Here is a 24,537-nt window from a genome sequence, read left to right on the forward strand (position 1 = left end):
TCAGTCCTCATCGTCGTCGATGATCATCGACTGGAGCGAAGGCCGGTCCGATTCGTCCCAGCGCGTCCGGGCCTCCATGAACTGGCGCAGGACGGGCTCCAGCACGGCCTGACGCAAGGCGAGGAACGCGCCGTCATTGCGCCGCAGGGACTCCAGGGCCTCCGCCGTGAGGCCGTGGCTGTGGAGGAGTTCCTCGGATGGAGGCGGCTGCGCTTCGAGCACCTGGAGGAGCGAGCGTCCCTCCACCGGGGGATGGAAGAGGTAGTTGAAGGTCCCTTCCATCAGGCGCCGGACCGTCCTGCGGTCCTGGGCCCGCTGCGTGCGCCACCGCTCGTCATCCGGGAGCAGGAGGAGCTGGAAGCCCTCGCCCTTCTGTTCCAGCAGCTCCGCCGGGTCCAGCACCGCGCCCGTCAGCAGGTGGCGCGGCTGGAGGGACAGCATCGCGATGCGAAGGACGAGCGGAGGCCTCACGGTGGCGTGGGGCATGACCGGCAGGCCGGTCTCCATCCACCAGCGGATGAGCGGAGGCGGCACCTGGGCCAGCAGCGTCTGGAGGGAGCGCTCCTCGTCGGAGCGGATTGCCGCGAAGACCTGCAGGGCCTCCGGAGGCTTCAGCTCCCAGCCGCCAAAGACGATGTGGCGCCAGAACCAGCGGGACAGCAGCTCCCGCGAGCGCGGCGAGGGCTCCGGGTGCAATTGGAAGAACCGCGTCAGGAGGACCAGCGAGTTCTCCGGCGCGGGCAGCAGCTTGAGGTGCGGGATGAACGCATCGCGCTTGAGGAACACGATGGCATCGCGAAGCGCCCGGTCCGTGCGGCGGACCGTCTCCGTGAGCTCATCGTCCTGGTTGAGCTGTTCCTGGTAGCCGCGCGTGAAGTCCAGGCCGCGCACGGCGAGCACGGCGCGCAGGAGCAGCGACTCCGGGATGGCGCCGAAGCCCAGCTCCCGCAGCCCTTGCGTCACCGACTCCAGGCTGAGCGAGCGCGAGCCCACGTACAGCGCGTTGAACACCTCTTCATCCGTGAGCGGCCGGCCGGCGGTGTTGAGGCGCTTGAAGATGATGCGCAGGACCTTCTCGTCCGCGGTGTCCACGACGTACGCGGGCACCTGGTACTCGCGGATGGCCTTGCCCAGGCGGATGGCGGCGCGCAGGTGCTCCGGGTGCGCCTCCCGGTCCGGGTAGCGGTTGAGCCAGTGGAGCAACGACTCGCTGTCCAGCACCTCGTTCATGGGCAGCCAGTGCGGCGGGGGCGTGCCCTCTTCCGGCGGTGGATGCAGCTCCTCCGTCTCCAGGTCGAAGTACAGGTGGAAGTCATCGCGTCCGGCGTCGTCTCCGTAGGCCGGATGCAGCAGCACGCCCGCGAGCGCCGTCACGCGCTGCTGTCCATCCACGGCCCACAGGCCCTGGCTGGTGGAGGGCGCGTCGATGCGCACGGGGCCGAAGCTGACGTTGGCGGCGGGCGCGTCCCGGCGCCAGAACAACAGCGTCCCGATGGGATAGCCCCGGTACACGCTGTCCAGCAGGTCCCGCACGTCCTCCGCGGTCCACCGCAGCGGGCGCTGGAAGTCGGGGATGCGCACCTCGCCGCGCCGCACGCGGTCGAGCAGGTCCTCGATGCTGAACGACTTCGTCTCCGGGCGCCGCGTCAGGGGAGCGGGCATCGCGAGCCTCCTCCCCCGGGTCTGTAACCCGAAGCTCCGCGACCCGCCACCTACACCGTGGAGTCCCGTCGCTTCGGCAGCAGCACCACCAGCCCCAGCGCGACCAGGCCCGTCGCGGCGGACAGCCAGCGGCCGCCCTGCCCCACCGCGTTGACGTCCCATTGCAGGTCCAGCAGCCCGTTCGCCAGGTTCCATCCCCAGTGCAGCCCCACGGCGCCCCACAGCGAGCCCGTGCGGGCCACCGCCGCCGCGTACGCCAGCCCCGTGCAGAACAACATCAGCCACTCCAGCGGACCGTTGCCCAGCCGGTACACGTGCGTGAGCACGAACACGCCCGCGGACAGGGCCACGTAGCCCACGCCCTGCCCCGCCACGGGCCACGCGCGGAACCAGAAGCCTCGCGCCACGATGTCCTCCGCCAGCGACGGCACGAACGTGGACACCGCGACGCCCAGCACCGCCACCAGGAGCGCCGTGCCCACCTGCGGCTTCTCCAGGGGCTGCACGCTCATCACGCCCAGCGCCACGCCCACCAGCACGGACACCGGCTTGAGCACCAGCATCACCGCCAGCGCCCTCGCGAGCGCGGAAGGCCTCCACTCCAACGCATACGCATGGAAGCCGTTGCGATAACCCAGCCACCGTCCCACGCCCCAGGCCACGGCATGGAACAGCATCATCAGCACCGCCGTCACCGCGAAGCTCCCCAGCAGCCGGCCGCCAATGCCCTCCGGTGCCTCGTAGCAGGCGTAAAGCACGGCGAACGCGAGCGCGCAGCGCGGCGCGACACGCGAGGGAAGCGGCGATTCAGGAGGCGCGGAGTTCATGGCGGAGGCCCCTCTTAGCGCGGGAACTTCCTCCGACGAACAGCCAGCTTTCGCGGGTCCCTTCGTATTGCACCGCGAGTCACCGCGACACCCGACGAGGGGGATTCCCACATGCGCATCACCCAGCACGCCCGGCTCATCCGGGCGCTCACGGCCGTGGCCTGCCTTGGCACCGCCTGCCGTCCTGAAGACGCCGCCGAAACCCCCCCTCCGCCCGCCCCGCAGGCGCCCGCCATCTCCGGCGTGCGCTCGGCGTGGGTCCGCATTGGCCCCAAGGCGGAGGCCCGCGAGGTGAAGTACGAGGCCGTCAACGGCCTGGCCCTCTTCGAGGGCGACATCATCCTGGGCACCGTGGAGGACGTGGAGCGCGAGTCCCCGAAGGTGAAGGCCCAGGCCGGCAACCGCGTCTCCGCGGAGAGCATCCAGGTCACCGGCAGCAGCAAGCGCTGGCCCAACGGCGTCGTCCCGTACGTGCACGTCTATGGGTCGCTGGATGACAACTACGTCGTCAACGACGCCATCCGGCACTGGCAGCGCAAGACGGGCCTGCGCTTCGTGCCCATCTCCGCCAGCACGCCCTCCTCCACCGACCACGTCTACTTCGTGAAGGGCCAGGGCTGCTCGTCGGCCGTGGGCCGCCAGGGAGGCCGGCAATTCATCACGCTGGAGGGCGCGTGCGGCCTGGGCGCGGTCATCCACGAGCTGGGGCACGCCATCGGCTTCTGGCACGAGCAGAGCCGCGAGTTCCGCGACGACTTCGTGGACATCCTCTGGGACAACATCCTCCCCGGCAAGGAGCACAACTTCGAGCAGCACATCAGCGACGGCGACAACTTCGGGCCCTATGACTACGGGTCCATCATGCACTACGGCACGACGGCGTTCGGCAAGACCGACCCCGTGACCGGCGCGACCCTGCAGACCATCCGCCCCAAGGGCGGCCAGGCCATTGGCCAGCGCAACGGCCTGAGCGCGGGCGACGTCGCCTCCGCCGCGTCGATGTACCCGGGCGAGATGAAGGGCAACTTCGAGGAGATCACCTCCACCGGCTACGTGAAGGGCTGGACGTTCGACACCGCGTCGCCGGAGGTCTCCGTGGACGTGCACGTCTACATCGACGGGCCGGCGGGCTCCGGTGCGTTCGGTGCCGCCGCGACCGCGAACGTTTCGCGCAATGACGTCAACACCGCGTACGACGGCATCCTGGGCGACCATGGGTTCTACTTCCCGGTGCCGGCGTACTACCGCGACGGCCAGAACCACACGATGTACGTCTACGGCATCGACGCGCAGGGCATCCACAACCCGCTGCTCGCGGGTTCGCCGCGCACCTTCAACCTGCCGGGCGCCTTCGGCACGCTCGACAGCATCTCCGGCGACGGCACGGTGGCGGGCTGGGCGCTGGACCTGGACTCGCCCTCGGCGTCCATCACGGTCTACTACTCCATCGACGGCAACCCGGCGTCCGTGGCCAACGTGGTGGCGAACCTCTACCGCGCCGACGTGAAGAACGCCTACCCCATGGCGTCCGGCGCCAACGGCTTCTCCTTCCGCATCCCGGACGTCTACGTGGACGGCCAGGACCACACGCTGCGCATCTACGCGTTGGATCAGCAGGGCCGCAACAGCCCGCTGCTCGTCAACGCGCCCAAGACGTTCCGGCTGGCCATGCCCTCCGTCTACAAGGCGGGCGTCTTCGCGGGCGCGGGCAGCGCGGACCAGCTCCTCGCCATCGACGGGTCGGGCTACGGCCCGCGCGTGCTCGTCTCCGGCTACGTCAACGCCAACGGCTTCCCCTTCTTCCACTACCAGGAGGCCTGGGGCGCTTCGCCCCTGCTGGGAGGCTGGCACAACCCCAGCGACATCAAGCTCCAGGGGGACTTCCGGGGCCTGGGCTACGACCAGATGCTCTTCATCAACAACGACGGCATGGGCGGCCGGGTGATGGTCACCGACTTCCGCGACGGCGCGGTCCCCGCCGAGGTGCGCTACCTCGAGTCCTGGGGCCAGAACGCCCTGCTCAACGGCTGGCACGACCCGGAGGACACCCAGCTCGCCGGTGACTTCCTCAACCGGGGCCACGACCAGGTGCTGTTCTTCAACCGCTCCGGCGTCGGGGGCCGGGTGATGATCAGCGACTTCAGCGACGGCGCCGTCCCCGCGGAGACCGGCTACCACGAGTCGTGGAGCATGCCGAACTCCTTCGAGGACTGCTCCGAGCCGGACGACAAGCTCTACGTGGGCGACTTCCAGAACCGGGGCTACGACCAGGTGCTCTGCATCAACCGCTCCGGCACGGGCGCGCGGGTGAAGATCCTCGACTTCAGCACGGGCGTGGCGCCGGCGCAGGTGCGTTACGTGGAGATGTCCGGTGCCTTCACGCTGTTCGACGGCTTGACGGACGCGGACGACAACCAAGCGGCGGGAGACTTCCGGGGCCTGGGCTATGATCAGCTCCTGCTGGTGAACAACGGCACCACCGGCCCGGCCATGCTCATCGCGGACTTCTTCGACGGCGTCGCGCCGGCCGAGGTGCGCTACAGCGAGGCCCAGGGCGTGAGCTACTACCCGACGCTGCTGGCCAACCGGATGCTGGTGGGTGACTTCCGCGGCCTGGGACACGACCAGGTGCTCTACGGCTCCTCGTGGGACCCCACCTACTCCACCACCATCCTGGACTTCTCCGACGGCGTCGCCCCGCCGGAGCGGATCTTCCAGAAGGTGGAGTTGAACTGACGTCGCTGACGCGGTGACACCGGCGGGGCCGCTTCCCTCACCTTCAGGGCAGCGGCTCCGTCCGGTGCCTGCGCGCCGGGTTCTCCAACCCCACGCGGAACCAGCGGTAGCCGTAGCCCTCCAGCGTGAGCACGTGGCGCCCGTCGTCCTCGGGCCGGGAGTGGCCCTCGCTGAGCACGTTGAAGAGCGTGCACGGCTCGTCACCGCCCACGTCCAGCTTCACCGTGCAGGGCCGCGACGACAGGTTGTGCAGCACCACCATCCCGTTGCCCTTCCAGTCGTACCGGATGGCCAGCACGCCCTTGTTGCCCGTGCGCAGCACCTTCCACGCGCCCCACCCCAATTCCGGGCACTCCTTGCGCGCGCGGATGATGCGCTCGGTCCAGTTGAGCTGCGAGGCCGGGTCGCGCCGCTGCTGCGCCACGTTCACGTGCTGGAAGCCGAAGGGGCCCTCCGACACCAGGGGCTTCACCGGCGCCTCCGCCAGCGTGAAGCCGCCGTGCGGCTCCGGGCTCCACTGCATGGGCGTTCGCACCGCCTGCCGCTCCACCAGCGCCAGGTTCTCCCCCATGCCCAGCTCGTCCCCGTACCAGAGGACCGGCGTCCCCGGCAGCGTGAACATCAGGCTGTAGGCCACCTCGATGCGGCGGCGGTCGCCGTCCAGCATCGACGCGAACCTGCGGCGCAGGCCCCGGTCATAGAGCTGCATGCCCTTGTCCGGCCCCAGCGCCTCGAAGACCTCCAGCCGGTCCTTGTCCGACAGGCGCCCCAGGTCCAGCTCGTCGTGGTTGCGCAGGAAGTTCGCCCACTGCGCGGTGTGCGGCAGCCTGGGCGCCGACTTCAGCGCCTGCACCAGCGGCGTCACGTCCCCGCGCGTGAGCGCCAGGTAGAAGTTCTGGTTCGCCAGGAAGTTGAACACCAGCTGCATGCGGTCGTTCTCGCCGAAGAACTCCATCACCTCGTCCATGGTGACGTTGGCCTCCGCGAGCAGGATGGCGTCGCCCCTTCGCCAGGACAGGAACTCGCGCATCTCCTCCAGCAGCTTGTAGGGGTCCTTCACGTCCGGGTGCTTCACGCCCTTCAGCTCGACGAGGAAGGGCACCGCGTCCACGCGGAAGCCGGACACGCCCAGCTCCAGCCAGAACCCCATGATCTTGAGGATCTGCTCGCGCACCTCCGGGTTCGCGACGTTGAGGTCGGGCTGGTAGTGGAAGAAGCGGTGGAAGTACCAGAGGCGCGCCTCCTTGTCGTACGTCCACGTGGAGGGCTGCACGCCCGGGAAGACCATGCCCTTGTTGGCGTCCTTGGGCTTCTTCTTCGCCCACACGTAGTAGTCGCGGTAGGGGCTGTCCGGGTCCTTGCGCGCCGCCTGGAACCACGGGTGCTGATCCGACGTGTGGTTCACCACCAGGTCGATGATGACGCGGATGCCGTGCAGCTTCGCCTCGTGCGTGAAGGCCACGAAGTCGCCCAGGTCTCCCAGGCGTGGGTCCACGCCGTAGTAGTCGCTGATGTCGTAGCCGTTGTCGCGGTTGGGAGTCGGCTGGAAGGGCAACAGCCACAGGCACGTGATGCCCAGGCCCGCCAGGTAGTCCAGCTTGCGCTTGAGGCCCTTGAAGTCCCCCACGCCGTCGCCGTTGCCGTCCATGAACGTCTCGACGTCGAGGCAGTAGACGACCGCGTTCTTGTACCAGAGGTCTTCAATCATTCCGTTCCCTTTAGCCCTCCGCTCGCAGGCGTCGGCTGTTCGGATGAGACGGCCGTGCGGAACCCCACACCCGGGGGCAATCAGACTTCGTTCAGCCAACACTCGCGCGAGGACGGGCCTCGCGGAGGGGGCGCTCCCGCTCCAGGGTGGCGCCCGCATGTCACTCATCGGCTTCCACGCGTCGCACGAACAGTTCACCCCCAGCGAACTCCTGCGCCTGTCCCAGAAGGCGGAAGCCGCGGGCTTCCAGGCCGCGCTCAACTCCGACCACTTCCACCCGTGGACGGAGGCGCAGGGCCAGAGCGGCTTCGCCTGGGCGTTCATGGGCGCCGCGCTCGCGACCACCGGGCTGTCCTTCGGCTCCGTCACCGCGCCGGGCCAGCGCTACCACCCGGCCATCGTCGCGCAGGCCCTGGCCACCCTGAACGAGATGTTCCCCGGCCGCGCGTGGATGGCGCTGGGCAGCGGCCAGTACCTCAACGAAGCCATCACCGGCACCGGCTGGCCCGCCAAGGACCTGCGCAACGCGCGCCTCAAGGAGTGCGTGGACATCATGCGCGCCCTCTTCCGCGGTGAGACGGTGACGCACCGGGGGCTCGTCACCGTGGAGGAGGCGAAGCTCTACACGCGCCCCAGGGACATGCCGCTGCTCGTGGGCGCCGCCGTCACGCCCAGGACGGCCGAGTGGGTGGGGAGCTGGGCGGACGGCCTCATCACCACGGCCCGGCCCACGGAGGAGCTGCGCAAGGTGGTGGACGCCTTCCGCGAGGGCGGCGGCGAGGGCAAGCCGATGTTCCTCAAGGTGCAGCTGTCCTACGCGTCCGACGACGAGCTCGCCCGCGAGGGAGCCTGCAACCAGTGGGCGGCCAACATCTTCTCCAACAGCGTCCTCACCGACCTGCGCACGCCCGCGCAGTTCGCGGAGGCCGCGAGCGTGGTGCAGCCGCACGACCTGGACGGCCCGCTGCGCGTGTCCAGCAGCCTCCAGCAGCACGTGGACTGGCTGGGCGAGGACCTGCGCCTGGGCTTCGACCGGCTGTACCTGCACAACGTCAACCGCGACCAGGACGGGTTCCTCGAAGCGTTCGGCGCGAAGGTGATTCCCGCGCTCACGCGCTGAAGGCCGCTGGGTATGCTCGGGCGCATGCCCAGCGACGTCCTGTCCCAGCAGGCCCTCAACCGCGCCCTGCTCGCGCGTCAATTGCTGCTCACGCGCGAGAAGCTGACCGTGCCGCGCGCCATCGAGCACCTGGTGGGGCTCCAGGCCCAGCTCGCGCGCCCGCCGTACCTGGCCCTGTGGTCCCGGCTCCAGGGCTTCCAGCGCGACAGCCTCACGAAGCTGGCGCTGAAGCGCGAGCTGGCGCGCGGCACGATGATGCGCGGCACGCTGCACCTGATGACCGCGAAGGACTACCTGCGCTACCGCGGCCTCTTCGTGCCCCTGCTCACCGCCGCCATGCGCTCCGTGCTGAAGGAGCGCGCCACGGCGCTGGACCTGCCCGCGCTGCTGGCCACCGCGAAGCCCTTTCTTGAAGAGCAGCCCCGCACCTTCGAGGAGGTGCGCGCGCATCTGCTGAAGCACCACGTGGGCGGGGACGAGCGGGCCATGGGCTTCGCCACGCGCATGCTGCTGCCCCTGGTCCAGGTGCCCGAGGAGGGGCTGGAGTGGGGTTGGCCGGGCAACGCCGGCTTCACGCTGGCGGAGTCCTGGCTGGGAGAGAAGCTCTCCACCGACGACGACGCGTCCCCGCTGGTGCTGCGCTACCTGGCCGCCTTCGGCCCCGCCACGGTGGCGGACATGCAGGCCTGGTCCGGCATCAAGCCGCTGAAGGACGCCTTCGAGAAGGTGCGCGGCAAGCTGGTGGAACTCCGCGACGCGAAGAAGCGCGTCCTCTTCGACTTGCCCAAGGCCCCGCGCCCGCCCGAGGACACACCCGCGCCGGTGCGCTTCCTGCCGGACTTCGACAACCTCATCCTTGCCCACGCGGACCGCACCCGCGTCGTCCCCGAGGAGCACCGCGCGCTGCTGTCGACGAAGAACCTGCGCGTGCTGAACGTGTTCCTGGTGGACGGGCGCACCGCGGGCACCTGGACCACCGAGCGCAAGATGGGCGCAGCGACGCTGGTCTGCAACGCCTTCGATGCACTGAAGAAGCCCGTCCGCGACGCGCTGGTGCAGGAGGGCGAGGACCTCCTGCGCTTCAGCGACCCGGACGCCGCGAAGGTGGCGGTGACGTTCGCGAAGTAGTGCCGGGAGTCCTCACGACGACGTGCCCCCCGACAAGGTGACGACGGCGCCAAACCCTGGAGCGCACCGGGCTGGGAGACGACAGCCAACAATCGGAAGTCCCGATTTTCGACGGCTCACATGCCCCAGGGGGCCTTCATCGCCCGGTTGGGCCGAGGCATCGGCTCCGGCGGTTATGACCGGGCTCTGCACCTCGCATCGGAGTGCAGCCAGGAGGCGCGAGCGATGGGCAACCGCGGGTGGGCGGTGCTGTGGCTATGGCTTCTGCCTCTTCGAGGGGAGGCCGCGGCGTCTTCCGACTCCGAGCCCGCGCCGCCAACGCGCTCCTGGTCTTCACTGGCACGGCTGGAGGTGGCGACGCTCGCGCTCCTTCCGCGCTCAGGCGACGGTGAGACCGAAGGCTTCGTCCAACTGGAGCCCACGCTCATCCTGGATGGCGGCCCGGAGTTCGGGCTCAACCTGGGCGCCCCCATCCGACTGCGAGCATGGGGCGGCCCGGGCCGCGTGCGACGCGAGGACTGGGACCGTCTCTCCGATTGGGGCCAACTCGTACGTGGCCTCAAGCTGGGCTCGGACGCTGCGCCCGTGGGTATCTGGCTGGGGGCCCTGGAGGATTACAGCCTGCTGTCGGCGCATCTGGTGCGCCGCTACTCCAACAGGACGAATCCTGACTACCACCCCGCGGGCGGCTTCCTCACGGGCACCGCGGGACCGCTCTACACGGAGGCCTTCGCCTCCGATGTGCTGGGCGCGCGGATGATGGGGGGAGAGGTCGCGCTGGACGTGGGACGCGTTCTCCTTGGATCCGGCGAGTCGCAGGGGCGCTACTCGCTCGCTGTTTCGACCGTGCATGACTGGGGACGGGCCGGAGGGAATGCGCCTTCCGTGACGCTGGCGCACCTGGATGGAACGGCGGTGGTGCTCAGGCGCCCGGGCATTGAAGCGCACCTCTTGGCGGGTTGGGGAGGACGGCCGGGTGTCGGAGGCGCCTGGGGCGCGGTGCTGGGCGTAGGGGCGGATGCGGTGACACCGACACATGACGTGTCGCTGCGCCTGGAGGCACGCAGGCAGCAGGGTGGCTTCCGGCAGGGCTTCTTCGGTCCGGATTACGAACTGGCGCGCTTCCAGTCAGCGGACCCGGCAGGGGTGCCGTTGGCCTCCGCCCGCTTCCCGGACGGGTACTCGCTCCAGGCGGAAGCGCGGGTGGGTTGGGATGCCGTGGGCTATCGCGGCCTGCAACGGCACCTGTCGCTATCGCTGAGCGCGGAAGCCTTCTCCTGGGGCCGCATGGATGCGGACGGGCGCGTGGCGGTGCAGTTCCTGGAGCGCAGCCTGGAGGTCGCGGTGAAGGGGCTCGGTGTGGGAATGGGCCAGCCCGGGGCGCGCTACCTGGGCGCGGCGGAAGCGCGCTGGCGAATCCTGGCGGGGAAGCTCTATGCGGTGGCCACGGGGGGGACGCTGTTGTTCCCGGAAGGTGACGGGACGCTGCGTCCGGGGGCTTTCGCGTCGGTGGGCCTGGGGGCGGACAATGCGCGTTGACGCCCTGCTCGCGTGCGTGGCCCTCCTCTTCACCGGTTGTGCCTCGGTGCCTGCCGGGCACGGAAGGACGCTGAGCTACACGTCCAGCACGGCCACGGACGCCCCTGGGGCGCGAGTGTCGAACGACGAGGCGCCGCACGCATCCGCGCCAGTGCCGCGCGTCACACCTCCCGAGGAGGCGCCGCCGCTGTACCGCCGCAAGGCCGTGCGCGAAGTGGTGACGGGAGCGAGCCCTGTTCGCGCGGTGGCCATGGCGGACGCCCCCCGTCCCGACGACGTGCAACCGGACGGCTGGGAGCAGTTGCTGACGAACGCGGGGCTGGAGGCGCGCGACGAACGGCCCCTGGGAGGCGTCCTGACACCCGCACAGGCCGCGCGTCTGCTGGGGGTGCTGCTGGGCAAGACCGTCACGTTGCGCACCTTCCCGCCTCGGATGGCCGCAGGATTCCTTCTGCGAGAGGTGATGGAGGGAGGCGAAGTCAGGCGGCAGGAGTTGTTGCTGCGGGTGGAGCGCTTCTCCCGGGCACAGATCGCGGTGCTGCGACCCGACGGCTATCTGGCGTGGGCCCTCAACGGACGCACCCAGCAGAAGGTTGCAACGGTTGAATGGAAGGACGGCGCCTTCCGCGCGCATGGCTTCGAGCTGGGCCGCTTCTACAGCGGCAGGAGCGGCGTCTTCCGGGCCGTGGACGCACAGCTCCAGCCTTCGGATTGGCGCCCCCTGGCCGAGGTGTACGACGACGCGGACGTCATCAGCCGCACCCTGGATGGAGCGGAGGATGCGTTCGCGGAGCTGTACCACGCACTGGGCCAGTTGCTCACGCGACCCGTGGACAGCATCGCGGGGCTGAGCCACCTGCCCGCGGGAGTGGCGGCGCTCATCGCGTCATCGCCCGCGTACTCGGGGCGCTTCCAGTCCATGACCCGTGGCGAGCAGATCCGCGAAGTGTCGCGGCTCACGACGGGGATGCTCTTCACCTGGGGCGCGGCGTCGGCCACGACGCGAACGCTGAAGGGAATCGCGGTGGGCGCGGAGGCCACGGTGCCGGTGCTCTCGTTATCAGCGGAGGGTGTGCTGGCGCTGGAGAGAATCGCGGTGCCAGCGGGCCGCGCGACGGCGGTGTTGAGCGTCGGTCCCGGGGCAGCCATCATCCTCCAGCGAGTCGATGACGCAGCGGGCTCGGGAGGTGGTGGCGGCGGAGACTCACAGGGGCCCGCGCCGTCGAGTGGGCCGAAGGGCTATTCGTCCTTCAAGTCCTTCAAACGGGCCATGGGACCGGCCGGTGAGGGAAAGGAGTGGCATCACATCGTGGAGCAGACGGAAGGAAACGCGGCTCGCTTCGGGCCACAGGCGCTCCACAACCGGGAGAACGTCGTCCCACTCGACAAGGGGCTTCACTCTGGAGTCAGCGCCCTGTTCTCCTCGAAGCGATTCGACATCACCAACACCTTCACGACAGTGCGAGAATGGTTGAGCACTCAGTCCTTCGAAGTTCAACGTGACTTCGGCCTTCGGGCCATTGAGAACGTGAAGAATGGGGTCTGGTGATGTCGCTTGAGAAGTTCGTGGAGCAGTTCGCCCAGAGCATCGCGGCTCAGACGGACTGCATCCTCCGGGGGGATGCAAGGGCGGGCAATCAGCACGCCGAAAAGGCGCTTGCCGCGTTCATGTCTTTGCGCGAGAGGGGCGATGCGGGCCGTGACGCATTGGCAGCGCTGTTTTCGCACGCCCGTATGGATGTCAGGGTCACTGCGGCTGCGTTCCTGCTTCGGCATAAGACCGCCGAAGCCACAGCGGTCCTGGAAGATGCAGCAAAGGGCCAAGGTCTAGCGGCCCTTGGAGCCCAGCAAACCTTGCGGAATTGGCAGAATGGTTCGTGGGCTCTCGACCTTGCCTGATGAGTAACCTGTCACAGGGAACTCTTCACGCGAACAGCTGGAGCAGGTCCTCGCGGGTGATGGCGGCGGCGCCGGAGGCCTCGCTGAGCGCGGCTTCGAACAGGGCGCGCTTCTTCTCCTGGAGGCCCAGGATCTTCTCCTCCACCGTGCCCTGGGACACCAGCCGGTAGACCATCACCGGCCGCTCCTGCCCGATGCGGTGCGCACGGTCCGCCGCCTGCGCCTCCACCGCCGGGTTCCACCACGGGTCCATCAGGAACACGTGGTCCGCCGCCGTCAGGTTCAGGCCCGTGCCGCCGGCCTTCAGCGACATCAGCAGCACCGGCGCGCCGTCCTGTCCCTGGAAACGGGACGTCACCTCGCCTCGGTTCGCCGTCGCGCCGTCCAGCCGCTCGAAGCCGATGCCCGCTTCCTTGAGCCCCGGCTCGATGAGATCCAACAGCGACGTCCACTGCGAGAACACCAGCGCCTTGTGCCCTTCCGACACCGCCGTCTCCAGTGCATCCACCAGCGTCTGCACCTTGGAGGACGTCTTCGCGTGCTGGCCCGGCACCAGCGCGGAGTGGCAGGCCGCCTGCCGCAGCCGCAAGAGCGCCTCCAGCGCCTTGAGCACGCTGCCCCCCTCGTTGAGCAGCGCCACCACTTCCGCGCGCGTCGCGGCCATCACCGCGTCGTAGACGGAGCGCTCGCGCTCATCCAGCTGCACGTGCATCACGGAGTCCGTGCGCGGCGGCAGCTCCGGCGCCACGTCCTTCTTGAGGCGGCGCAGGATGAACGGGCGGATCCGGCGGCGCAGGCCTTCCGCCGCGCCCGGCTTGCCGTCCGCGATGGGCTGCGCCGTCTTCTCCTCGAACTGGCGGCGGCCGCCCAGGAGGCCCGGGTTGGTGAAGTGCATCAGGCTCCAGAGCTCGTCCAGGCGGTTCTCCAGCGGCGTGCCGCTGAGCGCGAGCCGCAGGTTCGCCTTGAGCCCGAACGCCGCGCGCGACACCTGGCTCTCCGGGTTCTTGATGGCCTGGGCCTCGTCCAGCACCACCGCCTCCCACGTGGGCGCGCCCAGCACCGGCGCGTCCAGGCGCAGCAGCGCGTACGTGGTGAGCGTGATGTCCGCCGTGGGGTCCAGCTTGCGGCCGGGGCCGTGGTACACGCAGACCTTCAGCGACGGCCGGAAGCGCTGCAGCTCCGCCACCCAGTTGGGCAGCACGCTCGTGGGGCACACCACCAGCGACTTCGGGCCCAGGATGCAGATGGTCTGGAGCGTCTTTCCCAGGCCCATGTCGTCCGCGAGGATGCCGCCCAGCCCCGCGCCCTTGAGGAACGACAGCCAGCTGACGCCCTGCTGCTGGTACGCGCGCAGCGTGGCGTTGAGCTCCGCGGGCAGCACCGGCGGCGGCAGCTTCTCGAAGCCCTCCACCAGCGGGGCCAGCCTGTCCAGGCCCGGAGGCGGCGGCTGATCCAACGACTCACACAGCTGCGTCAGCTCCGGCAGCGCGTGGTTCGCGACGCGCCCGTCCGCCTGACGCGCGGCCAGCAGGGCCGCGACGCGCTGCCCGTTCTTGTCCAGCCACGCGCGCGGCAGCGGCGCCCAGCCGCCTCCGTCCAGCGGCACCAGCCCCAGCCCTTCCGTCCACGCCCGCACCACGGCCGCGGCGTCCACCGTGCGCGCGCCGCCCTTGCCACCCTCCACCTCGAACTCCAGCGTGAAGCGCACCTCCGGCACGCCCGCGCCGGACGCGCCGCCCTCCACGCGCAGCGACGGCTTGAGGCGCATGTCCGGGCTGACGATGCCCGCCGCGTCGCCGCCCAGGTCGCCCCGGAACTTCCGCAGCTTGTCCGCGAAGCGCATCATCTCCGGGCCCTGCACCGTGAGCCTTCGGCCGGGCACCAGGTTCAGCTCGTCGCGCAGCTGGTGCAGCAGCTTCTGCTCCGCGGCCTCGTCGCGCAGCGGCACCGCGCCGCGCAGGTACACCATGCGCCCGTTGTCGATGCGCACCGACGGCGGCGCGCCGTACACCAGCGTGGGCAGCACCGACAGGCCCTGGGTGAGCTGGTTCAGCTCCAGGAGGATGCGCGGCTTCAGGTCGCGGTCCAGCGCCGGCAGGCGGCGGCTCTTCATGTCCACCGGCATGCGCCGCGCCAGCTCCGGCAGAATCTTCGCGGACAGTTCGCCCAGCTGCTCCGGCGAATAGGTGCGCACCAGCGGCAGGTGCTGGAGCCACGCGCCCGTCATCGCCGTCTCGCCCAGGCGCACCAGCGACTCCGCCGTCAGCGCGACGCCGGGGCTCACCACCTCCGTGATGCGCGGGTCGCGCGTGATGGTGATGACCCACTGCTGGCCCCGGTCCTCCACCTTCGCGCGCGGGGGCAGCACCTCGCTGGACACCGCCACGGGCCGGCCGTCCAGCAGCACGTTGCGCGCGGGCTCCAGGGCCCTGAGCAGCGCGTCCAGCTTCTCCGCCAGCAGCGGCCCCCGGGTGCGCCGCTCCAGCAGGCGCTCCATCACCAGGTCCACCTGCTCCACCTGCAACGTGACGCCGCCCTGGGGCTTCGCGATGCGGCCCGTCAGGTCCTCCAGCGGCTCCTCCGTGCCGTCCGCGTGCGCCAGGACGCGGTGCAGCTGGAGTCCCCCCTCCACGCGCGTGAAGCGGTACACCACGCGCGACCAGCGCTCGGCCACCGCCTCCAGCGGCGCGTCCTGCTTCTCCGCCTTGTCCAGGGAGATGGCCGCCGCGACGACGTGCTCGCACGGGTCCACCGGGCTGGGGCAGTCGCACTCCCACGCCTCGTCGCCTGGGTAGAGCACGACGGTGAAGGCCACCGCGCGGCCCGTTACCTTCACGCGCAGCTCTATCTCCGAGGCCGTGCGCGACTGGAGCGCCACCGCGCCATCTCGCGCGAGGCTGACGCCCCTGGACCAGAGGCCCGGTTTGGCTTCTTTGCGGACGGCTTCGAGGAGCTGGGTGTTCTCGGACATGGCGGGGACGGCTTCCCTACGCCCCGCCACGCCCTCGCGCAACGTCGGATGCGCTCCGTCTGACGGCCAGGCTACTCGTCGTCGTACGACGGCTCGAAGACGTACGTGAGCTTCACCAGGAACTCCCGGCTGAACACCGGCAGGGGCGCGTGTCCGCCGTTGTACGGCTGGGCCACCCGGAAGTCGCTGCCCAGCAGGTTGTAGACGCCCGCGCCAATCTCCAGGCCCTTCGTCCCCACGTTCTCCGCGCGCACGAAGAGGTTGAGCAGCAGCCGGGGGGCCAGCGACTGGACCTCCGACACGCCCTCCTCGTCCGGTGCGCCCACGGCGAAGCGCTGGCCCACCAGCACGGCGGTGGGGCTGACGGACAGCCACGGCAGCACCTTCGCCGTGCCCGTCAGCGTCGCCTTGTGCGTGGGCAGGCCGGTGAAGGCCTTGGGCTCACCGGGGACCAGGTAGTCCTCCACGTCGTTGCGGCCACCGGGCCGGTAGAAGGAATAGCCCACCTGCGCGCGGCCCCACGGCCCGCGCAGCCGGTAGTCCAGCTCCACGCCCCGGCTGCCCAGGCGGCCCAGGTTGCGGTACGCCTCCGAGCCCGTGTCCACGTCGTACGAATAGATGATGGGGTCCGTCACGCCCACGTCGAAGGCGTTGGCGCTCAAGCTCTGGCCCTCGCCCAGGCGCACGGTGGCCTCCAGCTCGTACACCGTGGTGCGCTCCGGCCGCACGTCCTCGCCCAGGGAGATGTTCTCGATGCCCGGCGCGCGGAAGGCGCGACTGTAGAGGGCCTTGCCGCTCACCGGCCCGAAGGACTTGAGCAGCACCAGGCGCGGCACGAACGAGCTGCCGAAGAAGCTGTGGTCCTCGAAGCGCGCGCCCACCACCACCGTCGCGATGGGGTTGTCCGAGTACGCCTCCACGAAGCCCGCGACGTTGCGGTAGGAGACGACGTCCTGGTCGCCGTTGAAGGGCTCCTGCAGGCCGATGCCCGCGGGCCCCCGCAGCTGCCCCTGGTCGAACGCCAGGTCCACGCCGCCCGTGAGCTGGAGGAAGTCGAACGCCGCCCAGCGCGCCAGCGCCCGGCCCCGGAGGCGCCGGTAGCGCTTGTCGTAGAAGAACTCCGAGTCCTCGTCCGAGTCCCGGTACGACTCGCCCAGCGTGAGGTTCAGCCGGGGGATGATTTCAATCCGGTCCGTGGGCCGGAAGCGGTCGCTCAGCTCCGCGTGGAAGGACTCGAAGTCGGTGTCCGCGGGCGCGGGCAGCACCTGGTCCACGGAGACCACCGACGAGGTGTCCTGGCGCTGGTACAGCACGCTCAGCTGGAGGTCGCGGTAGCCCACGCCCGCCTGCACCACCGTGGGATCCATCCGCGACGCGCCGTTCATGCTCGCGGAGCCGCCGTAGAAGTCGTCGAAGACGGCGTCGCTGCGCTGCCCCTGCCCCAGCGACGCGGACGCGAAGGCGCTCAGGCCCGCCACGCTCTCGAAGACCTTGCGCCCGGACAGCGTCAGGCTCCGGCGGCCCAGGCCGTGCGACAGCTGCCCGTACGTGCCCACCGCCAGCGCGTCCGTGCTGCCCTGGATGCCCCGGGTGATGACGTTGATGACGGCCAGCTCCGCGTTGCCGCCGTAGATGACGGAGCCGGGGCCGCGCACCACCTCGATGCGCTCAATCAGCTCCACCGGGAACTCGTGCCCCAGCTGCATCGTGGAGTAGAGCTGCTCGTTGATCTCCTTGCCGTCGATGATGAGCAGCACCTTGCCTTCCTGGCCCCACAGGCCCCGGAAGCCCGGCCCCACCGTGCCCTGCACGTCCACGCCGAAGAAGAAGCCGGGCACGTTCAAGAGCACGTCCATCAGGTCGCGCGCACCGGAGGCGCGAATCTCATCCGCGGTGATGGCCGTCACCACCGCCGGCGAGTCGTGCAGCTTCGTGATGGCGAAGGACGCCACCTGGCTGTGCACCTCCGGCTCGTCGTCCAGTTGCTCCTCGCGCTGCTCGTCCACGGAGGGCGTCTCCGGAGGCCCGGGGTCCAGCGTGGGCTCCGTCTGCGCGAAGCCCGTGCCCGCGCCCAGCAGCGCAAGCCATACACACACACGACGCCCGTGCCTGGTGAAGCCCATACGAAACAACCCTCTCGAAGGTGGGAGACGCGGGCCCTGTCCCGGGGGGAGACAGCCTCCGCGTGAAACCGAGTGTACCGGCTCCAGCCCCGTCCGAAAGTTCTGGGATTACGCGCACTGCGTCGAATGCGGGCGTGAGCCTTGTTTCACTTCACGCGCACGCGGGTGCTGCGGCCCGGCTCCACCTCCACCGTCATGCGCCGCTTCACCTCGCCGTTGACGCGGACCTCCACGCGCGCGGGGCCTGACGGCAGCGCCTGCGCGGAGATGGGCGGAAAGCCATACGGCCGGCCGTTGATCCACACCTCGCCGTAGAGCCCCGGCGACGTCACCTCCAGGTCGCCCCGCTGCGCCACGGCGGCCTTCGCCACGGACGGCTCCGGCGGCGGCGTGGGCTCCGGCGTGTGGGCGGGCGCGACGGGCCCCCCCGCGGGCGCCGCGCTCGCGGCGGGGGGCGAGGCGGGGACCACCGCCGCCACGGGCACCGCGGCCGGCTTCGGCGCGGCGGGCGTCAGCTCCGCGGTGAGGTCGCGGTTGAGCGAGCGCACCGCGTCCGCGTCCACCTCCACCGTCTCCTCGTACAGGCGGCGCTCGCCCTGCGCGAGCACCACGCGGTGCGTGCCCGCGGACACCGGCAGCCGCGCGGGCGTCAGGTCCACGGCCCTGCCATCCACCATCACCACCAGCCCCGGCGGCGTGGACGTCACCAGCAGCAGCCCGCCCTTCGCCTCTTCCTGGGGACCGGCCTGCGCGGCCTGCTGCTCACGGGCGGCCCGCGCGGCGGCGAGCTTCGCGGCGCGCGTGCGGGGCGTCGCGCGGCCCGGCGACGGCTCCCGCGGCGTGGGCGCCTGCGCGGCATGCCCCTGGTCGCGCGAGCGCAGGTCGGTGGCGATGCCCAGCAGGCGCGTGAGGTCGCTGTCCTTGTCGTTCGGGCGCAGCTTGAGCGCCTCGGTGAACTGCGCCACCGCGCGGTCGTAGTCGCGGTCCTCCAGCGCGGCCAGCCCCGACGCGCGCAGCGCCCGCACGAGCCCCGCGTTCGCGTCCTCCGACGGCGGCGCCGCCACGGGCGGCGGCGGCGGGGCCACGTCGGGCGTGGGGACGGGGGGCCGCGTGGCGACGGGCTCCGGCTGCGCGGCCTTGCGCGAGCGGACCATCAGGTACGCCCCGGCGTTCACGGCCACGGTGCCCAGCAGGATGACGGCGATCCAGGTCTTCTGATTCTTCACGTTCGTTGTCCCGCTTCCCACGACGACACGGTGCGCCCGCCCTTCACGCGATGAACAGCCAGAACACCGCGCTGCCCACCAGCGCGACGCCCGCCGCGGCGGCCAGCCCCCAGGGGAACGCTCCGGGCGCGGCCACCTGCTCCGGCGCCGGGATGACGCCCGTGGTGGACCCCGTCCCGGTGCTCCGGGGCAGCACGCCGGTGGGCACCAGCGCGCTGGACTCCTGGAGGTCCACCGCGTGCTCCGGCACCATGGCCGGCGGCGCGCTGGAGACGCCCGAGCCCACCAGGCTGGAGGAGCCCGGCATGGAGCCCGGCACCGCCACCGCGGTGGACACCCGGCCGGAGGCATCCGGCGGGAAGAGCGTGGCCATCAGCGTCGCCAGCTCCCGGCCGCCGGACGTCCAGTGCTGCGCCGTGCGGTAGCGCTCCAGCTCGTCGTGCAGCTCGCGCGCCGTCTGGTGGCGCTGCGCCGGGTCCTTCGCGAGCAGCTTGAGCAGGATGCGCTCCAGCTCCGGCGGGAAGCCCGGCGCCACCTGCGACGGCGGCGGCACGTCCCCCTGCGACGCGGCCACGATGGTGGCCTCCATCGTGTCGCGCTTGAACAGCCGGCGCCCCGTGGACAGCTCGTAGAGGACGATGCCCAGCGAATACAGGTCCGAGCGGTGGTCCAGCTCCCGGTTGGTGATCTGCTCCGGGGACATGTACGCGTACTTGCCCTTCACCACCCCGGCCACCGTGCGCTCCAGGTTCACGGAGCTCTTCACGATGCCGAAGTCCGCCAGCTTCACGATGCCGTCGCGCGACACCAGCACGTTGCCCGGCGTGATGTCCCGGTGCACCAGCTTCAGCGGCGTTCCGTCCGACAGCGTCTTCGCGTGCGCGTACGTCAGCGCGTCCGACATCGCGATGCCCACGTCCACCGTCACGCGCGGGCCCAGCGGCATGTTCGACGCCGCCGCGTGCCGCATGATGCGGTCCAACGACTGGCCCTGGATCCACTCCATCGCCAGGTAGTACTGGCCGTCGATCTTCCCGAAGTCGAACACCTGCACGATGTTCGGGTGCGTGAGCAGCGCCGCCACCTTCGCCTCGTCCGCGAACATCCGCGCGAAGGGCTCCAGGTTCGCGTACTCCGGCAGGATGCGCTTGATGACGCACGCCTTGGAGAAGCCGTCCGGCCCGTCCAGCGTCGCAAGGAAGATGTGCGCCATGCCGCCCGCGGCCAGCCGCTGCACCATGCGGTACTTCCCGAAGCGGCTGTCCACTCCGGGTGCGGCCGGCGGAGGCGTCGCGGTATCAACCCTGTCCAAATTGTACTCCCCGGACGGAACTCGTAATTCCGGGAAGATACCGATGACATGCCCGGCTCACAAGTTTCGCACACCGTGTCAACAGGTTTTGCGGTGAATACACCTTAACAACGTAACGGATGGGGCCCTGGCGGGTGTCCCGGCATATCCTCCCGGTCCTCCCGCGCATGGCGACCCCCTCCTCCGACGCCCCGTCCCCGCTGGCCGCTCCCCGTCCCCTGTCCGCCCAGGACGTCCGCACCCTGGGCCTGGCGGCGCTGGGGGGCGCGCTGGAGTTCTACGACTTCATCATCTTCGTGTTCTTCACGGGGGTGATGGGGCGGCTGTTCTTCCCCCCGGAGACGGCGGACTGGCTGCGGCAGCTGCAGACGTTCGGGCTGTTCGCGGCGGGCTACCTGGCGCGGCCGCTGGGCGGCATCGTGATGGCGCACTTCGGGGACCGGACCGGGCGCAAGCGGATGTTCACGCTGAGCGTCTTCCTGATGTCGGTGCCCACGCTGTGCATGGGCCTGCTGCCCACGTACGCCACCGCGGGGTACGCGGCGCCGCTGCTGCTGCTCACGCTGCGGCTGCTCCAGGGCGCGGCGGTGGGTGGGGAGGTGCCGGGCGCGTGGGTCTTCGTCTCCGAGCACGTGCCGGAGCAGCGCGTGGGGCTGGCGTGCGGGACGCTCACCTCCGGGCTCACGCTGGGCATCCTGCTGGGGTCGCTGGTGGCCACCGCGGTCAACACCGTCTTCACGCCGGAGCAGGTGATGGCGTACGGCTGGCGCGTGCCCTTCGTCGTGGGCGGCGTGTTCGGCTTCCTCGCCGTGTTCCTGCGCCGCTGGCTCCAGGAGACGCCCGTCTTCGAGGAGATGCGTCAGAAGAAGGCGCTGGTGAAGGAGCTGCCGCTCAAGGCCGCGCTCCGGGGCCACGGGCCCGCCGTCGTCGTGTCCATGCTGTTCACCTGGGTGCTGACGGCGGGCATCGTGGTGGTCATCCTGATGACGCCCACGTTGATGCAGCAGCTGCACGGCATCCCGCCCGCGCGGGCGCTGGCGGCCAACAGCGTGGCCACGCTCACGCTCACCGTGGGCTGCGTCTGCTACGGGCTGCTGGCGGACCGGCTGGGGGCCACGCGGGCCATGGGCATCGGGGCGGGCGTGCTGCTCGTGGCCGCGCAGCTGTTCTACCGGGGCGTGGCGAGTTCCCCCGAGCACCTGGTGCCGCTCTACGCGGGCGTGGGGTTCTGCGTGGGCGTCGCGGGCGTGGTGCCCGCCGTGATGGTGCAGGCCTTCCCCCCGGCGGTGCGCTTCTCCGGCCTGTCGTTCTCCTACAACGTGGCCTACGCGCTGTTCGGCGGCCTCACGCCGCTGGCCGTCACGCTGGCCATGAAAGAGAGCCCGCTCGCGCCCGCGCACTACGTCTCCGGCGTCTGCGCGGTGGGACTCGTGGTGGCGCTGCTGCGCTTCCGGGGCTTCACCGCCAGCGAGGCGGCCCCTCCGCCCACGCCCTCCCGCTGACGTCCGCCCGCCCGCCCCGCGGCCAGAGGTGTTGACCGGTTGGCGGTACGCCGGGCACCCGGGTTCGTCGTGATGGCTCCCGTCGGAAGTGTCGGTTATGCGGCAACAAAACGGAGGGTGCCCCGGGCAGGCCCTGTTGCCCGTGCGCATCTTGTCCCGGCGCGTGCTTTCGAGCGGCGAAAGCCTCGCGCGATGTTCCCACGCCGCCTGACGGAACCTGGCATGCCCAGCAGTGAGTCCGCCCTCTTCCAGAGCGGCATTCCCAGTTTCGACGTCCTCCTGGGCGGAGGCATCCCTCCGCGCCAGTCCTTCATCGTCACCGGTACGCCCGGGTCCGGGAAGACGGTGCTGTGCAGTCAGGTGGCCTTCATGGCCGCCGCGCGCGGTATTCCCGTGGTGCTGGCGACCGTCACCTCGGAGCCGCACGACAAGTTGATGGGGGCCCTGTCCAGCTTCGAGTTCTTCAAGCCGGACGTGCTGGGCGAGAAGCTCTTCATCATCAGCGCCTACTCCGCGCTCAAGCGGGGCCCGAAGGAGGCGCGGGACCTGCTCCTGCAGACGGTGCGCGAGCGCGGCGCAGCCATGCTCTTCATCGACGGGCTGCGCTCCATCCGGGACCTCTGGCAGGACGAGGCGCGGCTGCGCGAGTTCCTCTACGAGCTGGGCATCGGCCTGGCGGCCAGCAACTGCATCGGCCTGTTCACCACGGAGTATCCGCTGGAGCGGCTGATGGCGCTGCCGGAGGCCACCACGGTGGACGGCATCGTGTCCCTGTCCGTCCAGGTCCACGGCTCGCGCCGCGTGCGCCGGGTGGAGGTGGTGAAGCTGCGCGGCCGGCCCCACCTGACGGGCGAGCACACCATGACCATCCACGAGGGGGGCGTGGAGTTCATCCCGCGCCTGGAGGCCGTCCCGCTGGAGTTCCGGGACGAGCCGCCCACGCTCAAGCGCAAGGGCTTCGGGCTGCCGGAGCTGGATGCGCTGATGCACGGAGGGCTCCCGGAGCTCAGCACGACGATGCTCGCGGGGAGCATGGGCATTGGCAAGACGCTGCTGGCCACGCACTTCGCCGCGGACGCCGCGCGCCACGGCGAGCGGGCGCTCTTCGTCTCCTTCTTCGACGCGCCGGCCATGCTCATGGCGCGCGCCAAGCGCGTGGGGCTGGACGTGGATCCCCTGCTGGGCGAGGGGCGGCTGACGCTGCGGTACGTGCCCCCCATGGAGTTCGAGGCGGACGTGCTCGTGCGGGACATCCTGCGGCAGGTGGACGCGCTCAAGGTCCAGCGGCTGGTGCTGGACGGGCTCACCGACCTGGAGCTGTCCATCATCGACCCCGGACGGCGGCGCACCTTCCTGGCCTCGCTCGCGATGCGGCTGCGGATGCGGGGAGTCACCTCGCTCTTCACCCGCGAGGTGCCGAAGATCGTGGGCACGGAGCTGGACTTCAACGACGCGCCGGTCGCCATCCTGGGAGAGAACCTGCTGCTGCTGCGCTACGTGGAGCTGCACGGTCAGATGCACCGCATCATGTCCGTGCTCAAGATGCGGGACAGCGAGTACTCCCCCGACCTGCGAGAGTTCCAGATCAAGGACACCGGCGTGAAGGTGCTCGCCCCGGTGCGCTCCGCGGTAGGACTGTTGACAGGCCAGGCCCGCCCGCTGGGGACCACCGTGGGAGGGCTGGGTGAATGAGCCTGGTCCTCATCGCGGAGGATGAAGAGGCGCTCCTGGAGGTCTTCTCCGAGGTGGTGGAGGACCTGGGCCACCGGGTCATCCGCGCGCACAACGGCGAGGAGGCCCTGCTGCTGGCGCGCACGGAGACGCCGGACCTGGTGGTCAGCGACCACATGATGCCCCGGCGCACCGGCATGCAGCTGTTGCACGCCATGCGCTCCGAGCCGACCCTTTCGGACGTGCCGTTCCTGCTGTTGAGCGCGGCGCGCCCCCAGGGGCGTGAAGCGGCCCAGACCTTCCTCGCGAAGCCGGTGGACCTGAGCACCTTCGAGCAGGCCGTGAGCAGCGCGCTCAAGTACCGCGTGGAGCAACGGACGGACGCCGCCCCGGCCGCGCGCGATGCGTCCGGTTCGGTGAGCCTGGCGCGCGAGGAGATGCTCAACTGGGTGGCGCACGAGCTGAAGACGCCGCTCTCCTCCGCGCGGCTCAACACGCAGCTCTTGCTGCGCAAGGTGCAGAAGCGCGGCATCGACGACGAGCGCCGCTCCGCGGAGGCCGTCCTGCGCCAGTTGGATCGGATGAACGGGCTGGTGACGTCCATCCTGGACGCCTCCCGGCTGGCGGACGGCAAGCTGGAGCTGAAGCTACAGCCCACGGCGCTGGCGCCCTTCCTCCAGGAGCTCATCCAGGAGTGGCGCGAGCTCCAGCCGGACATGGACTTCACCTTCCACGACGGCGAGCCGCTGGAGCCCCTGCTGCTGGACGCGGAGCGGCTGCGCCAGGTGCTCAACAACCTGCTGTCCAACGCGGTGAAGTACAGCGGCACGTCGCGCCACGTGGAGATGGGCGTCACGCTCAACCCGGGCCTCGTCCTCATCCACGTGCGCGACTGGGGCGTGGGCATCCCCGCCAGCGCCCTGCCCCACGTCTTCGACCGCTTCCAGCGCGCGGACGAGGACCGCGAGCGCGGCCACGGCCTGGGCCTCTTCATCGCCGCCGCCCTGGCGAAGCTGCACGGCGGCTCGCTCTCCGCCCGCTCCACCCTGGGCGAGGGCTCCACCTTCACCCTCCGTCTGCCCCGGCGGAACTGAAGCAGCACTGCACGATTCC

General features: G+C 70.4%; 16 protein-coding genes. 9 read left to right on the forward strand and 7 right to left on the reverse strand.

All coding sequences use genetic code 11. The annotated features are described in order from the left end of the window. Both AABA78_RS04125 and AABA78_RS04130 read right to left on the reverse strand, forming a co-directional pair. Positions 1–1,662 carry a DUF262 domain-containing protein gene (locus AABA78_RS04125; protein WP_338261724.1) on the reverse strand — a complete coding sequence of 554 codons (1,662 nt, stop codon included), beginning with the start codon at positions 1,660–1,662 and terminating at the stop codon, positions 1–3. Positions 1,663–1,712: 50 nt separating this feature from the next. Then, positions 1,713–2,489: a CPBP family intramembrane glutamic endopeptidase gene (locus AABA78_RS04130; RefSeq protein ID WP_338261725.1), complete on the reverse strand. Its 777-nt coding sequence runs from the start codon at positions 2,487–2,489 to the stop codon at positions 1,713–1,715. A gap of 111 nt (positions 2,490–2,600) precedes the next feature. On the opposite strand from AABA78_RS04130, the gene AABA78_RS04135 reads away from it, so the two are divergent. Further along, the gene (locus AABA78_RS04135) at positions 2,601–5,225 is read left to right on the forward strand and encodes a M12 family metallopeptidase (protein WP_338261726.1); all 2,625 of its coding nucleotides are present in this window, start codon (positions 2,601–2,603) and stop codon (positions 5,223–5,225) included. 43 nt (positions 5,226–5,268) lie between these two features. Here the strand turns inward: AABA78_RS04135 and AABA78_RS04140 are convergent, their stop codons facing one another. Further along, positions 5,269–6,933 (reverse strand): alpha-amylase family protein, encoded by a 1,665-nt coding sequence (locus tag AABA78_RS04140; protein ID WP_338261727.1) that lies wholly within the window; start codon positions 6,931–6,933, stop codon positions 5,269–5,271. Positions 6,934–7,090: 157 nt separating this feature from the next. Here AABA78_RS04140 and AABA78_RS04145 point away from each other — a divergent pair, with 157 nt between their 5' ends. The 5 genes from AABA78_RS04145 (at position 7,091) to AABA78_RS04165 (ending at position 12,619) form a co-directional block, all read left to right on the forward strand. Further along, positions 7,091–8,053, forward strand: a complete 963-nt coding sequence (locus AABA78_RS04145; protein WP_338261728.1) for a TIGR03885 family FMN-dependent LLM class oxidoreductase — start codon at positions 7,091–7,093, stop codon at positions 8,051–8,053. Positions 8,054–8,077: 24 nt separating this feature from the next. Then, entirely contained in the window at positions 8,078–9,181 is a 1,104-nt protein-coding gene (locus AABA78_RS04150; RefSeq protein WP_338261729.1) for a winged helix DNA-binding domain-containing protein, read from the forward strand. A gap of 225 nt (positions 9,182–9,406) precedes the next feature. After that, positions 9,407–10,720, forward strand: coding sequence for a hypothetical protein (locus AABA78_RS04155; protein WP_338262372.1), 1,314 nt, complete (start codon positions 9,407–9,409; stop codon positions 10,718–10,720). Next, a complete protein-coding gene (locus AABA78_RS04160; protein WP_338261730.1) occupies positions 10,710–12,269 on the forward strand; it encodes a hypothetical protein in 1,560 nt (519 codons plus the stop codon). The genes AABA78_RS04155 and AABA78_RS04160 overlap by 11 nt, the downstream gene beginning before the upstream one ends. Beyond that, positions 12,269–12,619 (forward strand): DUF2019 domain-containing protein, encoded by a 351-nt coding sequence (locus tag AABA78_RS04165; protein WP_338261731.1) that lies wholly within the window; start codon positions 12,269–12,271, stop codon positions 12,617–12,619. Before AABA78_RS04160 ends, AABA78_RS04165 begins: the two co-directional genes overlap by 1 nt. A gap of 25 nt (positions 12,620–12,644) precedes the next feature. Here the strand turns inward: AABA78_RS04165 and AABA78_RS04170 are convergent, their stop codons facing one another. The 4 genes from AABA78_RS04170 to AABA78_RS04185 all read right to left on the reverse strand — a co-directional run bounded on the left by AABA78_RS04170 (position 12,645) and on the right by AABA78_RS04185 (position 20,251). Further along, a complete protein-coding gene (locus AABA78_RS04170) occupies positions 12,645–15,590 on the reverse strand; it encodes a DEAD/DEAH box helicase (RefSeq protein WP_338261732.1) in 2,946 nt (981 codons plus the stop codon). Positions 15,591–15,661: 71 nt separating this feature from the next. Further along, entirely contained in the window at positions 15,662–17,686 is a 2,025-nt protein-coding gene (locus AABA78_RS04175; protein ID WP_338261733.1) for a TonB-dependent receptor plug domain-containing protein, read from the reverse strand. A gap of 173 nt (positions 17,687–17,859) precedes the next feature. Further along, a complete protein-coding gene (locus AABA78_RS04180) occupies positions 17,860–18,939 on the reverse strand; it encodes a PEGA domain-containing protein (RefSeq protein ID WP_338261734.1) in 1,080 nt (359 codons plus the stop codon). A gap of 43 nt (positions 18,940–18,982) precedes the next feature. After that, on the reverse strand, positions 18,983–20,251 hold the full coding sequence (locus tag AABA78_RS04185; protein ID WP_338261735.1) for a serine/threonine-protein kinase: 1,269 nt from the start codon (positions 20,249–20,251) through the stop codon (positions 18,983–18,985). A gap of 167 nt (positions 20,252–20,418) precedes the next feature. On the opposite strand from AABA78_RS04185, the gene AABA78_RS04190 reads away from it, so the two are divergent. The 3 genes from AABA78_RS04190 to AABA78_RS04200 all read left to right on the forward strand — a co-directional run bounded on the left by AABA78_RS04190 (position 20,419) and on the right by AABA78_RS04200 (position 24,518). Then, entirely contained in the window at positions 20,419–21,753 is a 1,335-nt protein-coding gene (locus AABA78_RS04190) for an MFS transporter (RefSeq protein ID WP_338261736.1), read from the forward strand. A 222-nt stretch (positions 21,754–21,975) separates the two neighbouring features. Next, the gene (locus AABA78_RS04195; RefSeq protein ID WP_338261737.1) at positions 21,976–23,445 is read left to right on the forward strand and encodes an ATPase domain-containing protein; all 1,470 of its coding nucleotides are present in this window, start codon (positions 21,976–21,978) and stop codon (positions 23,443–23,445) included. Continuing rightward, a complete protein-coding gene (locus tag AABA78_RS04200) occupies positions 23,442–24,518 on the forward strand; it encodes an ATP-binding response regulator (protein WP_338261738.1) in 1,077 nt (358 codons plus the stop codon). The genes AABA78_RS04195 and AABA78_RS04200 overlap by 4 nt, the downstream gene beginning before the upstream one ends. Positions 24,519–24,537 lie beyond the last annotated feature (19 nt).

It is taken from the genome of Corallococcus caeni, assembly GCF_036245865.1.
GTDB classification, from domain to species: Bacteria; Myxococcota; Myxococcia; order Myxococcales; family Myxococcaceae; genus Corallococcus; species Corallococcus caeni.

Bases quoted from the DNA above. Each gene is read 5' to 3' on its own strand.
- AABA78_RS04125 (WP_338261724.1), bottom strand. From the start codon at position 1,662: ATGCCCGCTCCCCTGACGCGGCGCCCGGAGACGAAGTCGTTCAGCATC.
- AABA78_RS04130 (WP_338261725.1), bottom strand. From the start codon at position 2,489: ATGAACTCCGCGCCTCCTGAATCGCCGCTTCCCTCGCGTGTCGCGCCG.
- AABA78_RS04135 (WP_338261726.1), top strand. From the start codon at position 2,601: ATGCGCATCACCCAGCACGCCCGGCTCATCCGGGCGCTCACGGCCGTG.
- AABA78_RS04140 (WP_338261727.1), bottom strand. From the start codon at position 6,933: ATGATTGAAGACCTCTGGTACAAGAACGCGGTCGTCTACTGCCTCGAC.
- AABA78_RS04145 (WP_338261728.1), top strand. From the start codon at position 7,091: ATGTCACTCATCGGCTTCCACGCGTCGCACGAACAGTTCACCCCCAGC.
- AABA78_RS04150 (WP_338261729.1), top strand. From the start codon at position 8,078: ATGCCCAGCGACGTCCTGTCCCAGCAGGCCCTCAACCGCGCCCTGCTC.
- AABA78_RS04155 (WP_338262372.1), top strand. From the start codon at position 9,407: ATGGGCAACCGCGGGTGGGCGGTGCTGTGGCTATGGCTTCTGCCTCTT.
- AABA78_RS04160 (WP_338261730.1), top strand. From the start codon at position 10,710: ATGCGCGTTGACGCCCTGCTCGCGTGCGTGGCCCTCCTCTTCACCGGT.
- AABA78_RS04165 (WP_338261731.1), top strand. From the start codon at position 12,269: ATGTCGCTTGAGAAGTTCGTGGAGCAGTTCGCCCAGAGCATCGCGGCT.
- AABA78_RS04170 (WP_338261732.1), bottom strand. From the start codon at position 15,590: ATGTCCGAGAACACCCAGCTCCTCGAAGCCGTCCGCAAAGAAGCCAAA.
- AABA78_RS04190 (WP_338261736.1), top strand. From the start codon at position 20,419: ATGGCGACCCCCTCCTCCGACGCCCCGTCCCCGCTGGCCGCTCCCCGT.
- AABA78_RS04195 (WP_338261737.1), top strand. From the start codon at position 21,976: ATGCCCAGCAGTGAGTCCGCCCTCTTCCAGAGCGGCATTCCCAGTTTC.
- AABA78_RS04200 (WP_338261738.1), top strand. From the start codon at position 23,442: ATGAGCCTGGTCCTCATCGCGGAGGATGAAGAGGCGCTCCTGGAGGTC.